The following is a 13,817-nucleotide window of genomic DNA, read 5'->3' on the forward strand; positions in this document are numbered from 1 at the left end:
CCCTTATTTGTCTGAACGATGCTGTGATATCTGATGTAAACGACGAGTTGAACGACGTTGTAACCAGTAATAAGTCACGAAGCCCGTCAGTGCACAAAAACCAACAGCTAAAAGACCCAGCAAATATACGTGTCTAGAGCTATACCAAAGGAATTGTTGTAAGAAAGGTAAGTCACCTTGTGAGAAGTGTTCACCTAAATGGAAACTTTTTACGGTGTCTTTACCACTAATAAGCGTGATATCGCCTTTAATAGCCGCATTTATTTGAGCTAAATTTAAGTCATTGATAATGGTTTTTATCGAATCATTACCTTTAGCTGTAACCAATACGACAACCCTATCGCTTGCCCAAGGTGAGATAAAACTCATCATGCCACGCCAATCTTTCACTGAAGATAAGTAACTTGCAGCATCACCACTTTGAGATAAATAATCGCCAGCAATCCAACCTTTTGCTTTATCAATCAGTGATTGAGGTTTGATTTCAACGTTTTTATTTAAAAATGAGAACGTTTGTTGTGAAAAACGAGCAGGTAGAAATCCCTCACTACTTAATGAGCCAATCGCTAACACATCGTGTTGAGAGAGGTTATTTTTCTCAAGCTCTTTAGCACCTAAGAAAACCGAAGCATGAGAAACCGGTGTACCTGTGGCATAACCTGATCTCGCCATTAAGTTCACTAAGGTATAAAGCTCTTCTATTGTTGGATTTTCAGGTAATAACAGTGTGGTTTGTGAAAAATCCGCCAGACGACTAAATGGGAATGATGCCCCTGAAAAATAAGCCAAGTTCGGCATTCTTGAGTAGTGCCAAGTATTTTTAAATTGCAGCGTTGATTGCGGATCGATTCGGCTAATCAAACTACTGCCATCCGTTAAAATACACGGTGAATCATCCGGTTCACGTAAATCAAAATAAAACTGTAATTGATTCTGACTATAAATTTGGCGAGGGTTTAAATAGAGTGTGCTGTTTTGCTCTTCACTCTCCATTCCTAGCCATTGTCTTAGCATACCTAAAGGTTCTGAACGCGCCGGATACAACGCACCTAAGAATTGGTTATTCAAAGAGGCAATTAATGAAGAACGACGACTATTTAGTTTATCCGAATGAGGAAATACATATTTCAAATCTAAAGGTAGCGCATCACCATCCCACCAAAAGAGATCAGGAGAGACACGAAACGAAAACTGATTTGGTGCATGGTTAATACCTTGGCGTGAGAACTCATCACTGCCATTGGCAATTTGATTTAACGTAACTGGTTTATTGGTATTTAACCAACGAGGTGCATCGTAATCCTGACTCATAGCAAGCGTTTGAAACGGCACCACTAAGTGATCGTCTTGTGGCAATTTACCGTTGTTTAATGCCCATACCGCTTGGCGAAGAGATTTCTCATTATCACCGCTGATCAGTAATAATTTGAAAACAGGATCTACTGGGTTATCAACAATAGTTAATTGCCCGCTATTTCCTGATGGTAATGTAATACCCGCAATAGTTTGTCCTGAATAGCCAACTAAAACACCATCACTTTCAGGTAACTGATTCATTAAAACCGGCAAATCAACTTGTTTAATATCATGGCTAAAACTACCAAACCATGACGCTGCAATGGCGGCGGTTGTTACCTCAGCATGATCCGGTTTATCTGACAATATGATAGGTAACGAGGTCGCTGTCATTCTGTCAGGATCAAAGAACGGTAGGGGCAATCGTTCCAGACTATACCCGCCATTAATCCAGCGACCTCGATAATCTAATGATGAATCTGGTGAAATAACCAGACTTAATCCTTCAGCCAGCGGAGGAATACATTGGTTTTCATCCAAAGCATCACGATTCGCTAAACGAAAGCTGAGGTTATTCACATTCGTCAACATCATTTCAGGAATTTCTAAAACATATTCATGCTCTTGCCCACCTTCTTCCAAAGGTAGAAATCCCATAGGTTGACCATTTAGCATTAAGTGAAGTGTTTGATCAGATTGAATTAATCCTTGAGACGCTTTCACTTTCATCGTTAATGTAGCGTTATCAATAAATAAATCGTTCGCCATATTAAACGTCACACCAGAAAGTAATTTTCTTCCTGATAACACGATAGGTGATGGGCTTCCCATCTGCGCCAATGTTAATTGTTCTTCAATATTACGCGCTTCAGACAATACGCTATCTTCACGTTGGATCAGGGTATTCGCATTTTGTTGCACTGGCGAATGTGTATAAGAAGAAGTCGGGTCAGGTAAAAACTCCCCTCCTAGCGCTAACATTCCGGTATCTGCTTGAGAAAGATTAATACTTGCGATCGCTATCGCCGTTAGGCTCAGCATTAATGTCAGTTTCTTTTTCATGCTTAGTCATCCCCGTTAATAGATTGCACAGAGAGTGAAGCTTTTGTTCTTGTTGCTGGCGCTTTCACTTTTTGGCGACGACCAAAGAACAATTCAAAAATACAACGTGTAATACCTGCCAATTCTTTAAATGGTTTATCTTTATAATCCGCTTGATGGATCCATGCATCAGCACGACCAAAGATAATACGCACCAATTTACGACGAAGATTTAAATCAATAGGTAAGAATTCAAGACGAAGTTGATTGCTTTCTAAACTCACCATCTCAACAGGAACAGTAACTTCATCTCGTTGTACATTCAGAGTGATTGATGTGACATTACGTTGGCGAAGTTCAGACATCTTATTCACAGCAATGCGAACACCTCCCATTGAAATATCTTCAGTGGTCGTTGTTAACTCAGCACCATCATCAAAATGTAACGTAATCGGTAGAGATGCATTGATTCGAGTATGTTTACGAATTTGTCGAGTCTCTTTACCCACCGCGATAGAAGCAAGAATGATAAATAAACTGTAAGTCGCCCAAGTAAGGTTTAAAACAATAACCAGAGGGTCAATACCTTGGAAGTCATTTAATAGGTAACGAATAACAACCCATGAAATCCCAGTGATCAGAAGAAGTGCAGTGATAATTAATGGACGTACAGTGAGGTAATCCATATAGCTTTTATCAAGCAAATCGCCTTTATCTGTTACGTTAAATTTACCTAATTTTGGTGAAACTAAGCTCAGTAAGGTAGGTAGTACCAAGCTAAATGCCATGACGGTTTCATAAATTTCCCCCCAAAAAGAGTAACGGTATTTACCGATATTTTTCGAGTTGACATAAACCGACATGATCAAGTGTGGTAATGCATAGGCAAATATCATGCTTGCAGATGAAGCGATAATATTAAGGTTAAATAACATAAACAGTAACGGAGCTGTCAAGAAGATGATACGAGGCAAACCATACTGAAAGTGAAGCATCGCGTTGAGATAACATAAACGCTGAGGGAATGTTAAACCACGCCCCAACATGGGATTATCCACGCGGAATATTTGTGTCATCCCTCTAGCCCAACGAATACGTTGGTTAACGTGTAATGCTAAACGTTCTGTTGCAAGACCCGCAGCTAAAGGAATATCAATAAACGCAGAGTTCCAACCTAAACGTTGTAATTTAAGTGCCGTGTGTGCGTCTTCGGTTACCGTTTCAACAGCAATCCCCCCGATTTCTTCAAGAGCACTACGACGCATAACAGCACATGAACCACAGAAGAATGTCGCATTCCAATTATCATTACCACGTTGAACTGGGCCATAGAAAAGTGCGCCTTCATGTGGTGCATCTTTAGCCGCACTTAAGTTACGTTCAAATGGGTCTGACGAGTAAAAATAGTGTGGAGTTTGGATCAACGCTAATTTTGGATCTTCCAGAAAGCTTCCTACTGTTGCTTGTAAGAAAATACGTGTTGAGATGTGGTCACAGTCAAAAACACAGATTAACTCACCGTCTGTTAATCCCATCGCGTGATTTAAGTTACCCGCTTTAGCGTGATCATGAACTTCACGTTCAATGTAAGTTACACCAACATCACCCGCGAATTGTTTAAATTCTTCACGACTACCATCATCCAATATATAAACTTTCATTTTATCTTGTGGATAATCGATAGCTTGTGCAGCTAGGACGGTATCACGTACAACATCTAAGCTTTCGTTATAGGTTGGAATATAAATATCAACAGTAGGCCATTGAGACACATCTTTAGGTAAAGGTGCTATTTTTCTATTTAATGGCCATGACGTTTGGAAATATCCTAGGACTAATATTATCCAAGAATAAATCTCAGCCATAAATAAACCACTACCTAAAACAGCTTCAATCGTTGTATTAAAATTTAAAGTATTTGTTGCACGCCAGTAGAGATAACGTGTTGACATCAACAATGAAATAAAAACCATTGTTAATAATCGTTTCTTTGATTTTTTAAAACCGATAACAAATAACAGCAATATATTGATAATACCAAATATATATTGTTGTTCGGCGCTCATTGGCATAACAATGAGTGAAAACATTGTTATCAATAGAAAAGCCGTAATTAATGTTTTAAATATTTTATTCATAAACCCATACCTTTGTCATCGCCATAGATCTTTTCTTAAGACAAAGGCACCCTATCGACATTAATAAATATCGAAAAGAAACAAACCCATCTTAAAAAATAAAATAACAATGGCTAAAGATTGACACCAGTCAATATTATTTATTTACACAAAGAGTTTTGCTTATTTAGATTAAACAGAGGCAATAAATGAAAATATATCTTTTAGTGATATTTTTTCATGAGCATGAACTCTATCAGTTTCTTTGCTATCAAATATTTTATTATCTGCTAACAAATTTTGCTTACTCTTAATTAAATTGTCTTTCTTTGCTTTAACAACTAAAGCATCCTGGTGATAAGAAGGAATAGACGATGCAGTAACAGGCTGTTTTGGTTCGTTTTTCACTACAAGTGAAGTTTCAGAAAACGTATTATTACTTAACTTACTAATTTTAGTATTATTTTCTTTATTTATAACTACTGGTTCTATTTTATTATTAAAATCTTGTGTTGCCGAGGAAGTAAACTCTTGAAAAGCAAAGGCATCTTCCTGAAATTTATCTTTTAGGTTACTAATATCATCATACATAGTGTGGCCCCTTTAATAACAGTACTCTAAACCTTGTTCAATAACTTGATGCTCATCCAAAATAAGGAAGAGAGAACCTTATAGATAATTTTCACAATAAGTTAAAAATATATCTTTATAAATTCATATTTAAACTCTCATTAAATCATCAATTAATGAACATCAACTATGTAGGGTAAAATAATCTTATAAACACTGTTCTATTTAATTACAAATAAACATCATCCGATTAGGAGTAATGATTATTTAAATTAAATTGTATAATTATTTTAATGAAAAAGACAACATCAAAAAAAGTGTAAAAAGTAAAACCTCACTCATTTTCACTTTATAAAAATGGGTACTTTTACTTAGTTTCATATTTATTATTACTATCAAAAATAGCGTCTTTTTTACCTAAAAAAACAGGTTTAAAACCCAGATAATAACTACAGTTAATTAATAACAATTTGTATAAATTTTATAAAAATAAAATTCTAAAATAATTATTTATTGATATTATTTCTTCTAAAAAACAAAGAGCCTATCAAGATCAATTTTAATACCCCTTCTATTTTTCATTCTAAAAAAGATTAAAAAAATAATAATTAAAAATAGAAATTATTATTTATTCATATTGATCATCATCAAAACAGACTCTTTTTTTACACCTAAAAAGTGAATTTATTGTTTTTTATCATATTACGACCACCTTATTTTATTAAAGAAAAATAAAATACATCAGCATTGGTTAAGTTTTAGAAAAAAACATTAAAATAAAAGACAAAAATAGATTATCAATCTATGATTAGCTTTATTATTTACTTATAGTAAATACCGCTAAGAATAACCTATATTCTAGAATAATTAACTTAAGTGATATTTTATCTATAAAATGATATTGTTAATTTAGCTTAACAAACGCACAAGCGTGACTTAGTTCAAATAATAAATGTAATAATGAAAATCGACAAACAAAAAGATATAACCAATTGATTTAATTAAATTATAAATAAAATTTTAGTTATAAATACCAATATTTAGTATAAATACTCATAATTGCGATTTTTTATATTAAGAATACTTAATTAACTATATCTTTATACTAATTAAATAGTGTCGTTTTAGGATTATCTTTTTATGTAACCATATAAATAAAGAGGCTCTTTAGCGTATTTTTTTAAGAGTAATCCTAGCAATCTAAGTTCTATTTTTTTTATCATTTAGCAAAAACTAATCAAATTAAGACTCGTTTATTAAGCATAATTTTAAAATAGCGGAATCGCTTCACCTACTCACAGAATAGCAAAAAGGCACTCTATCCTTCTTTACTTCTATGCTATCTTTATTAGGTGAATTAGGAGTATTCAACTTAACGGGAAAAAAGATGGATTTAGAACAATTAAAAAAAGAATTTCGTGCCGGTAAGAAAATAAAGTACATCTACTTTTGGGGACACAAAAGTAAAGGTAACGACATCGCAAAAAGTTGCTTTAGCCAATGGTATCCAGCACCTTTTATCTTGGATGATGTGCGTTATGCCAGTGCTGAACACTATATGATGGCTGAAAAAGCGAAGCTATTTAATGATATAGAAGTTAGAAAGCGCATTATTACTGCATCTAATCCAGGCTCAGCAAAAGCATTAGGCAGAGAAGTAAAAGGATTTGATCAAGGTATTTGGGAACAACACCGTATGGATATTGTTATTCGTGCCAATATCGCTAAGTTTTCCCAAAATGAAGAACTCGGTAAATTTCTAATTTCAACAGGCAATCGTGTGCTTGTTGAGGCAAGCCCCGTTGATAAGATATGGGGGGTTGGTTTAAGTGAGCAAGACAATGAGATTAACAACCCGCTTCTTTGGAATGGATTAAATTTATTAGGCTTTGCTCTAATGAAAGTACGTAGTGTTTTAATTGAAGGTAGTAATCAATAGATAAAGAAAACTCAACTGTCACCAATCACTGTTCTTCTTTAACCTAGTGTATATAAGCAGTAGAGATAGCTTAAGTATTGACTGAAATAGAAATGGCCACGTAACGACAACCTTGTCGTTGCTATAAATAATATTTACAGAATAATTAAGAGACTGATATGTATTATGGTTTTGATATGGGCGGCACAAAAATTGAGCTTGCCGTTTTTGATAAAGAACTGACTCAAGTATGGCAAAAACGTGTTCCTACCCCTAAAAATGACTATCAAGCATTATTGAATGTTTTTAAAGAACTCACTTTAGAAGCTGATAACGAACTAGGTTGTAAGGGAAAAGTGGGTGTTGGTGTTCCTGGTATTGTGAATGCAAAAGAAGGAACAGTATTTACCACTAACGTTCCAGCCGCCAAATACAAGCCTATGGTTCACGATCTCGCGCATATACTCAATAGACCCGTTAAAGTTGAAAATGATGCCAACTGCTTTGCCTTATCGGAAGCTTGGGACCCAGAATTTCGTCATCACCCTTCTGTATTAGGTCTTATATTAGGAACTGGCGTGGGGGGCGGTTTTGTTATTGATGGTAAAGTATTGTCTGGCAAGAATGGAATTGCTGGTGAAATCGGTCATATGAATCTGAATGTAGATGCAGATAACGTGATCGGAGAAACAATGCCAAAAATTATTTGTGGTTGTGGTAAAAAAGCATGTTTTGAAACCTATTTATCAGGTCGAGGTTTTGAACGTATGTATAAAGCGTTCAATAATGCCCCACAAAGAGCTGTTGATATTGTTGAGCAATATTATGCCGGTGATAAAAAGACTCAAGAGCATGTTGATCGCTATATGAAAGTACTTGCGATTTACCTTAGCAATATTCTTACTGTACTTGACCCTCATTTAATTGTTATTGGTGGTGGATTATCACAATTTAACGCACTGTATGAGCTATTACCGGAATACCTCTCACACTGTGTGTACGGAAATGCACAAATCCCATTAATAGAAAAAGCACGTCATGGTGATGCAGGTGGTGCTCGTGGAGCTGCTTGCCTTAATTTATTAGACTGATAAATAGAAAAGAGCCTTTCTTTTTTTATTAAAGGCTCTTCTGTTTATAGCGTATGATCAATGTCATCACATTATTAAGGCTACCGTTATGGATAAGGTTTGGTTTAAAAAAAGACTCACCTTTCTTGGTGGGTTAACTATCATATTAGTTTTACTTCAACTTATTAACTCACTATTCACCATATCTCTTCTGCAATGGGGGATTATTCCAAGAACGGGTGAAGGCTTAATCGGTATTTTTATTGCGCCTTTCATTCATGGATCTTGGTCTCATCTATTTAGTAATCTACTCCCGCTTCTTATTCTTAGCTTTTTATCCATGACACAATCTCTACGAGAATATGTGTTATCCAGTATATTTATTATTATCGTAAGTGGATTATTAGTTTGGATTTTTGGACGAAGTGCTATTCATGTTGGTGCAAGTGGGTGGATTTTTGGATTATGGTCTTTACTTATTGCTCACGCTTTTACTCGACATAAAATTATCGATATTATAATTGCACTTTTTGTTCTGTTTTATTATGGATCAATGGCTTATGGATTAATTCCCGGCCAATTAGGTGTATCAACAGAATCACATATTGCAGGGGTTGTTGCAGGGTTACTTTATGCATGGTGTGCAAGAAAATTAATACGCCGTAAAAGCCAAGTAGTAGAAGTGGCTAAATAGCCACTTCTTTATAAAGCAGTTACTTGTGACCAATTGGCAGTATTGTTCTACCATACATCTCATTTAATACTTCAGCCATTGCAAGATAAAAAGCACTGGCACCACAAATAATGCCTTCAAAGCCTGCAATTTTTAAAATCAGTGCATTACCGGTGATATTTCCTATCGCCAGCAAAGCAAATAAAATAGTCAGACTTAAAAAGACAAACTGAAGTGCTTTATTGGCTTTTAAGGTACCAATAAACATGAAGAAGGTAAAAATTCCCCATAGCGCTAAAAACACGCCCAAAAAGAGAGGTGTTGTTGGCTCGCTTAAGCCCATTACGGGTAATAACCAAATCCCTACCAAGGTTACCCAAAAAAAGCCATAAGAGGTAAATGCAGTGGCCCCAAAAGTATTGCCTTTTTTGAACTCAAAAATTCCAGCAATAACTTGAGCGATCCCACCATAAAAAATTCCCATACTCATAATAACTGAGACTACAGGGAAAAAACCGGCATTATGTATGTTCAACAAAATCGTTGTCATACCAAAACCCATTAAACCTAATGGACCCGGATTGGCAATGCGTTCGTTAGTCATAAAACCTAAAACCTCTAAAAATAATAGGGGAAAATTAAAAAAAATTTGAAAGCGCTGGATAATAAGAGGTAATACATCTAAAAACAATGATCCCAAAGGGTATATTTTTGAATAACCGCCAACACCGATCCCAAGGGGAAATAACTAGTGGATTTAACTTAAAGAAAAGAAGTATTTAGTGATAGATGCTTATATCAACAAAAAGAACAAATCAAAATAAAGGTCTATAATTTAAAGGTTAATATCAATCAGTTGATATATTAATACCTGAATTTACCTTAAAATGCAGTTTTATACATTGAAGTGAAATAAAATCTAACACATTAATTAGTTGAATTATTAACCTATAAGCGAGCTTGATATGAAAAAAATTCTTGTATTATTAATTGGTAGTACGTTGGCTTTTGCATCTCAAGCCAATACAACCTCTCATAATAATGGTGGTTTTATTTCTCCTCAAGGCACTATCCAATCAAGTGCTGATCAAGGGGGATTTAAAGGCCCTTCCATTAGCGAAACCACTGTTGCAAAAGCAAAAGATCTTTCTGATGATACTTGGGTTATCTTAACAGGTAAAATTACCCAAAAAATTGGTGATGAGTTGTACGTTTTTGAAGACAGCACTGGCGGTATTAATGTGGATATCGACAACAAAAGATGGCGTGGACAAACAGTTACACCAGATAATACCGTCAGAATTGAAGGTAAAGTTGATAAAGAATGGACAAGTACTGAGATCGATGTAAAACAAATTACTATTATCAAATAATTACTATCAAATAATTTGTCTTTAAATTAAATATAATCTGATTATTAGAAAAGCTAATATATTGAAATGTATTAGCTTTTTTCTTTTCATTTTTTTATATTTTAGTTTAATCAATAAAATTGGATCATTTATACAAATTTCTCCGCTTTAACCTCAGGTTAAGTTTAGGTTTATAGTTATTACACGTTAAAGCACAAAGACTCTTCGCAAGCAGTGATTTAACTCATGAGATACCCTCATAGTCGTTTACATCCTAACTACTCTACGTTTACCCTGTTTTCTCCATTTTAAGCCTGCTATGCAGGCTTTTTTCTTCTTATATCGTGTCATGTTCTCGAAAAATATCAAAAAAGGATAAATAGTGTATTCTTTATATCTTTGTTTTCTATAAATATTTTTTTACAAAACTCTACGCGTTTATACCTTAATTAAATTGACCTTCCAGTAGGGGGAAAGATTATTGTTTCGTCTATCAACTTAATAAAAGGAATGAACAATGAATAAATTATTACTACCTTCTATCATTGCAATCTCTGCTTTTACAAGTACAGCTTATGCTTCTAATCATAATGTTGTTGAGGTTTATAAAACCGAGAGTTGTGGATGCTGTACTTTATGGGCTGATGGTGTGAAAGATGCGGGCTTTAACGTCAAAGTCAATATTGTCTCAGAAACGCAATTAATGGAAAAATATCAACAAGCGGGTGTACCCAATAATTTATTAAGCTGTCACTTTGCGACTTATCAAGGCAAAGATTTAGTAGGACATATCCCGGTTGATAGCCTAAAAAATATCGACTTAATTGATAAGTCTAAATCCGGTATTGCTGTTGCAGGGATGCCAGCAGGTAGTTTAGGTATGTATGCAGGTGACTACAAAGAACCTTACCAAGTTATCGCCTTTGATAAGTCAGGTAACCAATCCCTATTTAAATCTTACAATTAGTTCTTTTCTTACTTATTTTTGTTCTTACTGTAATGTTGTTTTAATCGCGATATATCTCTCCGAGAGTGCTATTTTCCTCTGCCTGTTATCGATTTGCGGGCAGAGTTTTATTTTTTTATTGTAAATAATGTAGGCACAATAGGATTAATAGGAGAAGGCTTTAAAAAAATCATACAAATTAATCCGAAAACAACAAACCACATAATAATTTGAAAACCATCAATAAAAGAAGCAACATGAGATCCTCTTATTACCAAAGAGTTAACATGCTGAATATTTTCTAGAAAATCCCCAAATAATTTCTGCTCTCCTGTTTGAATATAACCTCTCAATGAATGGTGATGTGTATCATAAGATATTCGCAAATAGGTATTCATTAAAGCCCCTGCCAGAGCAGGCATTAATACTCTGGCTATCGAGATATAAGCACCGAGATGTAACGCTTCGCTAGGTTTAATATTGGTGACAAATGAAGCAATCAAACCAATTAATAAAATACACTCTCCAATAGCCTGTACTATCATTAATAACCAGAAATCATCCGCCCGCCATTGATACGTTATTTGATGCCCAATCAAGCAAGCAATCCCAATAATTGCGATCCCTATCATCATCACTAATCTAGGCTCTAATCGACGAACAATCATAATGGCAAAAGGGCTAAAAAGGAGATAAATAATAAAAGCTATATTAGTCACTTCACCTATTTGTTGTGCTTTTAAACCAGCTACAATGCTCAAAAATGAAGGTACAAACAGCGAGTTTGGCAACATTAAAAACCCATACAAACAAGCAATAACAAAACAAATTCTTAAATTATGATTGGCAAACCAATTTAAATAACCAAAGCTTTTACGATAAATTGATGCCCTAATAATAAAAATGAGTATTAAAATACTACTACCAAGTAAGCAAGAAATAATGAGCCCTGAATCCCACCATCCTAGTAATTCACCTTGTACAATACCAACATAAAGCAAAATTAATCCTAAGCATTTTAATGTCATTCCTCCCCAATCACTTTGTGCTAATAATGCTTTGTTGATAGGAGATATAGGCATTCCTTTCCAAGCAAAAAATATAATAGCCAGAGAAAATAGCATTGAAATCCAATAAAGCCAGCGCCAATTTAGAGTTTCGATCACAGAGCCTGAGATCCCCACACCAGCATCCATCCCAATAGAAACACGTAAACTATAAGCTGCCATAACGATTAGCCAAACGCTGGGATTTAAGCTTCTTAATGCCAAAGAAATCGTCATAGGCAAATAAACACCTAAACAAAAACCAATAAAAAAATGCAATATTAATAAAAAAGGTAGCCCAATAAATTCCCCAAAAGAAGCAATTAAAATACAGCAGAAAAAAAGCAATAAACTTGAGCCAATAAGTATTTTTTCAGCACCATAGATAACCATAAACCAAGGTACTAATGTCATACTCATTAACTGAGCTGCATTAATCACGACGTTTAACCAAGAACCTTGTAAAATATCTAAACCAAAAATCCCACGTATATCTGCTAAAGAAATCGAGAACATACGAAGAAAAAGCGTAGATAAAATAGCGCCTAAAAAAACAGAAAATACAATATATAAAGGTCGACTTTCTTGTACGCCAGATAAACATTTAAGCATCATCGTCAATCGCCTCTATAGATAAACTTTCTGTGTCTATTGTTACTTGCACGGACATACCGGCACGCAATTTAGTTAATAACTTATTGTTATTATCGAAAGTGATATAAACAGGAATACGTTGTACGACTTTAGTAAAATTACCACTGCCATTATCTGCTGGTATCAGGGCTGATTCACCACTACTTTGAGCGCCAATATAACGAACTTTCCCTGTGAATATTTCATGAGGAAAAGCATCTATCTTTATGGTAACAAGCTGATCTGGAAGCACTCTTTTTATCTGTGTTTCTTTTAAATTAGCAATAATATAGATACGATCCAGAGGTGTTAATGTCACAATTTCTGTACCTGATGTGACCAAACTTCCAATATTGACCTTTATCTTATTTAACTGTGCATCAAAAGGGGCTTTGATCGTTGTATAAGTCAGCTCAGTTTCAGTCTGTTGATAATGAGTTTGAGCTATATTTTTTTCTGTTAAACGAATGTGTTCTTGTGCTTTTAATAATACTAACGATTGCTGAGCTTGTTCCCATTCATGTTTAGATGCATTTTGTAATTTAATTAGGCGTTGTAAATCAGATTGCGCATCAAGGTAGTTTTGTTGAGTAATCGCACCACTCTTAATTAAATCTTTTCGTAATAAAGGATTTCGCTTTGCTTGTGCAACATCAATCATCATAGCTTCATAACGATTACGTAATGTTCCTATATTAAGCTCAACGGCTTTTATCTCTTCTTTTAAATTATTGAATTGTAATTGTGCTTTTTCTAATTCCGCATTAGCCACTGCTTTATTAAGTAATTGTTCATTATTATTAATACTGGCAATCACCTCATTTTTTTTAACTATTTGATAATCTTCTTTTTTTATTTCAGAAATAAATCCTGTTACACGAGACTTTAAAATTGTGGGATCTGTTTTAACGTAAGCATTATCAGTCGTTTGATAACGCGCATCACTCCACCATTTATCCCAATCTAATGTCGCTATCACAATAAAAACAATAACAAAAATGACAGCAACCCAAGGTGTATAACTCATTATAAATTGCATTGTTTTTTCTTTTTTTGATGCTTTATTTTCCATGTCTCCCCCCTAAATAGTACTTTTTACTTAATTAAAATCACTATCTAACATTGTTAGTCTTGAAAAATATGTTAAACTAACAT

The 13,817-nt window shown here is 34.5% G+C and carries 11 protein-coding genes; 5 read left to right on the top strand and 6 right to left on the bottom strand.

The genetic code is table 11. The features are described 5' to 3' along the window. Positions 1 to 3 precede the first annotated feature (3 nt). From bcsB to DK865_RS07215, 3 genes are all read right to left on the bottom strand, one after another. Complete coding sequence (gene bcsB, locus DK865_RS07205) at positions 4 to 2,358, bottom strand: cellulose biosynthesis cyclic di-GMP-binding regulatory protein BcsB (RefSeq protein WP_109391553.1); 2,355 nt, start codon at positions 2,356 to 2,358, stop codon at positions 4 to 6. 2 nt (positions 2,359 to 2,360) lie between these two features. After that, positions 2,361 to 4,475 carry a UDP-forming cellulose synthase catalytic subunit gene (gene bcsA / locus DK865_RS07210; protein ID WP_109391554.1) on the bottom strand — a complete coding sequence of 705 codons (2,115 nt, stop codon included), beginning with the start codon at positions 4,473 to 4,475 and terminating at the stop codon, positions 2,361 to 2,363. Positions 4,476 to 4,646: 171 nt separating this feature from the next. Next, positions 4,647 to 5,045, bottom strand: a complete 399-nt coding sequence (locus DK865_RS07215; RefSeq protein WP_023583334.1) for a hypothetical protein — start codon at positions 5,043 to 5,045, stop codon at positions 4,647 to 4,649. 1,366 nt (positions 5,046 to 6,411) lie between these two features. Between DK865_RS07215 and DK865_RS07220 the strand changes: the two genes are divergently transcribed. The 3 genes from DK865_RS07220 to DK865_RS07230 all read left to right on the top strand — a co-directional run bounded on the left by DK865_RS07220 (position 6,412) and on the right by DK865_RS07230 (position 8,706). Next, entirely contained in the window at positions 6,412 to 6,963 is a 552-nt protein-coding gene (locus DK865_RS07220) for an NADAR family protein (RefSeq protein WP_109391562.1), read from the top strand. Between the two features lie 158 nt (positions 6,964 to 7,121). Continuing rightward, entirely contained in the window at positions 7,122 to 8,033 is a 912-nt protein-coding gene (gene nagK, locus DK865_RS07225) for an N-acetylglucosamine kinase (protein ID WP_023583332.1), read from the top strand. Positions 8,034 to 8,121: 88 nt separating this feature from the next. Further along, positions 8,122 to 8,706, top strand: a complete 585-nt coding sequence (locus tag DK865_RS07230) for a rhomboid family intramembrane serine protease (RefSeq protein WP_023583331.1) — start codon at positions 8,122 to 8,124, stop codon at positions 8,704 to 8,706. A gap of 19 nt (positions 8,707 to 8,725) precedes the next feature. Here DK865_RS07230 and satP read toward each other — a convergent pair whose 3' ends face one another. Then, complete coding sequence (satP, locus tag DK865_RS07235) at positions 8,726 to 9,289, bottom strand: acetate uptake transporter (protein ID WP_036914593.1); 564 nt, start codon at positions 9,287 to 9,289, stop codon at positions 8,726 to 8,728. Between the two features lie 361 nt (positions 9,290 to 9,650). Here satP and DK865_RS07240 point away from each other — a divergent pair, with 361 nt between their 5' ends. Both DK865_RS07240 and DK865_RS07245 read left to right on the top strand, forming a co-directional pair. Next, on the top strand, positions 9,651 to 10,058 hold the full coding sequence (locus tag DK865_RS07240; protein ID WP_023583330.1) for a YgiW/YdeI family stress tolerance OB fold protein: 408 nt from the start codon (positions 9,651 to 9,653) through the stop codon (positions 10,056 to 10,058). 496 nt (positions 10,059 to 10,554) lie between these two features. Then, the gene (locus DK865_RS07245; RefSeq protein ID WP_023583329.1) at positions 10,555 to 11,004 is read left to right on the top strand and encodes a DUF411 domain-containing protein; all 450 of its coding nucleotides are present in this window, start codon (positions 10,555 to 10,557) and stop codon (positions 11,002 to 11,004) included. A 107-nt stretch (positions 11,005 to 11,111) separates the two neighbouring features. On the opposite strand, the gene DK865_RS07250 is transcribed toward DK865_RS07245, so the two are convergent. Continuing rightward, entirely contained in the window at positions 11,112 to 12,644 is a 1,533-nt protein-coding gene (locus DK865_RS07250; RefSeq protein WP_228407734.1) for an MFS transporter, read from the bottom strand. Then, positions 12,634 to 13,734, bottom strand: coding sequence for an HlyD family secretion protein (locus DK865_RS07255; RefSeq protein ID WP_023583327.1), 1,101 nt, complete (start codon positions 13,732 to 13,734; stop codon positions 12,634 to 12,636). Before DK865_RS07255 ends, DK865_RS07250 begins: the two co-directional genes overlap by 11 nt. Between the last annotated feature and the right edge of the window lie 83 nt (positions 13,735 to 13,817).

This window comes from Proteus cibi (assembly GCF_003144405.1).
Taxonomy (GTDB): Bacteria; Pseudomonadota; Gammaproteobacteria; order Enterobacterales; family Enterobacteriaceae; genus Proteus; species Proteus cibi.

Coding starts and splice junctions, on each gene's coding strand:
- DK865_RS07250 (WP_228407734.1), bottom strand. CDS start 12,644: ATGATGCTTAAATGTTTATCTGGCGTACAAGAAAGTCGACCTTTATAT.
- bcsB (WP_109391553.1), bottom strand. CDS start 2,358: ATGAAAAAGAAACTGACATTAATGCTGAGCCTAACGGCGATAGCGATC.
- DK865_RS07220 (WP_109391562.1), top strand. CDS start 6,412: ATGGATTTAGAACAATTAAAAAAAGAATTTCGTGCCGGTAAGAAAATA.
- satP (WP_036914593.1), bottom strand. CDS start 9,289: ATGACTAACGAACGCATTGCCAATCCGGGTCCATTAGGTTTAATGGGT.
- DK865_RS07230 (WP_023583331.1), top strand. CDS start 8,122: ATGGATAAGGTTTGGTTTAAAAAAAGACTCACCTTTCTTGGTGGGTTA.
- bcsA (WP_109391554.1), bottom strand. CDS start 4,475: ATGAATAAAATATTTAAAACATTAATTACGGCTTTTCTATTGATAACA.
- DK865_RS07245 (WP_023583329.1), top strand. CDS start 10,555: ATGAATAAATTATTACTACCTTCTATCATTGCAATCTCTGCTTTTACA.
- nagK (WP_023583332.1), top strand. CDS start 7,122: ATGTATTATGGTTTTGATATGGGCGGCACAAAAATTGAGCTTGCCGTT.
- DK865_RS07255 (WP_023583327.1), bottom strand. CDS start 13,734: ATGGAAAATAAAGCATCAAAAAAAGAAAAAACAATGCAATTTATAATG.
- DK865_RS07240 (WP_023583330.1), top strand. CDS start 9,651: ATGAAAAAAATTCTTGTATTATTAATTGGTAGTACGTTGGCTTTTGCA.
- DK865_RS07215 (WP_023583334.1), bottom strand. CDS start 5,045: ATGTATGATGATATTAGTAACCTAAAAGATAAATTTCAGGAAGATGCC.